This is a genomic window from Kitasatospora sp. NPDC058478 (assembly GCF_042720345.1).
GTDB lineage: Bacteria > Actinomycetota > Actinomycetes > Streptomycetales > Streptomycetaceae > Kitasatospora.
In genome coordinates this window covers 1-1,812 of the sequence record NZ_JBHXML010000161.1, presented here as the reverse complement: position 1 = coordinate 1,812, position 1,812 = coordinate 1, and the positions used below count along the sequence as shown (strand labels likewise).

Genomic DNA, 1,812 nt, shown 5'->3' with positions numbered 1-1,812 from the left:
TTTATACACACCCCCTAAATCGTGGTGTGACAATGGGTTCTCGCCGGCTCGAAATCGGTTTGTCATTCTGACAAATAACCCTTCGGGAAATAAAAAAAACGGCTCCATAAAGAGGAACCGTTTTGCTTCAAAAATCACGTTTTGTGTTATACTGGAGAAACGAAATTGTGTTTTCAAAATTGTCATTTTCGACATGATAACTTTTCTCGTAGTGTGGTTTTGCCGAACCCACTACTTTTTTTATGTCTCCGAACTTCATTTCTTCCCGTTCCGGCTTAACAATCCCTTTTGATTTTCGATACATATTCATTCCGGAAGGATACATGTGCAGCCGTCCGCCTTTTAAAAATTTCTTTTCCCGACCTTCTACGATCTTTGTTTGCACCTCACAGCCCTCTGAAGCCACTTTTAAGGCTGTTTCCCTGTCTTGGACATCTTCTAGGTCTATATCAGTCAAATAAGCGCTCAAATAGGCTCCTATGTTGTCTATATCCTTTAATGACTTGATTGTTACAAATCCTAAACCCCATAGACTCCTTAATTCAGCATTTTTAATATAAATCTTATCCAAATCATTAAAGCGCATTAAAACATGACAATGCCAGGCTCCACGTCCTTGTGGCTCTACCACCGATAAATAATCTATCGAACTTTCTTTCTTGTATTTATAACGCAACCTGTCGATAAAATTTTGAAAATCACTATAAAGTTTTTTCGTGTCCGTCATATTTTTCTTGTATGTCAAAGTTATATGTAATTCATTTGGCCGTCCTATAAAATTGTTATTTATCAAATAACGCAGCTTCTTAAAGGTTTGTCTCAAAGAATTATAATTTTCCTGCCGATTTTCCGAATGCTCGAACTCCCGGATCTCCCCAGTAGAGAGGTCTACAAACCTATCCTTGTCCAATTTTTTGATATTATTTTTCCGGTTCATCTTCTCCATATGCTGAACTTCAATGACGTGATTCATAGTGGTCACTTTTACAACATCATTTGGAGCTATGAAAACCGCGTCACCATTGCGTTTATCCATCCATTTCCCCTCAATTTTTCCTGTAATGTTTAATTAAAATCAAGTTAATAATAAAGAACCCCAAATCCGAAGTCAGTTTTTCAACAAAAATTAGCGTCCTTTTCCCAAATAGTCCCTATACAATTCCTTAATAGCAAACTCAATTACAGCATCTTTTGAAACTCTTCCAAATTCATTGTGTTTTGTAAAATGTTCGGCTAATAACTCTAGCTTTTTAAATGTTTCAACAGTAATTCGAGGTCCAATTTGTTTTTTCTCTTCCATCCAAACACACTCCTAACAAGTTGTTAACATAATTCTAACATTGGAAATAATAGAATTCAAGAACAGAAAAAAGAAGCACACTCGGAATGATATTTCGTTTCCTTTTGATTCCGAGCCTCCACCCCTTACAATCCCCAAAGGCAACCGACAAGGGAAAATTCGTCCCTTATCGGCACCTCCGGAAATTGTACAGCAAGGGGTCACTCCCAATAAAAAGACTACGACATATAAAACAGGTTTAGCTTCAGAGAAAAAGAGCATAAGGAAACTCGGTGCCACCCTAAAAAAAAGGGTGTCAAACAGGCTGTGCCTGTTGAGTTTCTATGCTCTTAGAACAGGTGCCGTTTTTGAAGCCAAAGATATAGCATAGATACCCCATAGATATAGCAGGGATATACCAAAATATCTCTAGAGATACGGGTATCTATGCTATATCTCTCTACAAGATTCCTCCACACGCTTGACGGAAATGCTTCAGCATTTTAGCACTCACTCGACAGAGTGTATAAGTG

General features: G+C 37.7%; 2 protein-coding genes. Both read right to left on the bottom strand.

Annotated features, from left to right (window positions below):
* Positions 1–127 precede the first annotated feature (127 nt).
* A complete protein-coding gene (locus tag ACFWPT_RS40880) occupies positions 128–1,036 on the bottom strand; it encodes a hypothetical protein (protein ID WP_375839305.1) in 909 nt (302 codons plus the stop codon).
* Between the two features lie 90 nt (positions 1,037–1,126).
* Positions 1,127–1,300 carry a hypothetical protein gene (locus tag ACFWPT_RS40875; protein WP_375839303.1) on the bottom strand — a complete coding sequence of 58 codons (174 nt, stop codon included), beginning with the start codon at positions 1,298–1,300 and terminating at the stop codon, positions 1,127–1,129.
* Positions 1,301–1,812: the final 512 nt, after the last annotated feature.

What these genes read in the sequence shown, in the direction of transcription:
- ACFWPT_RS40880 (WP_375839305.1), bottom strand. Translation starts at nt 1,036, where the DNA reads ATGGATAAACGCAATGGTGACGCGGTTTTCATAGCTCCAAATGATGTT.
- ACFWPT_RS40875 (WP_375839303.1), bottom strand. Translation starts at nt 1,300, where the DNA reads ATGGAAGAGAAAAAACAAATTGGACCTCGAATTACTGTTGAAACATTT.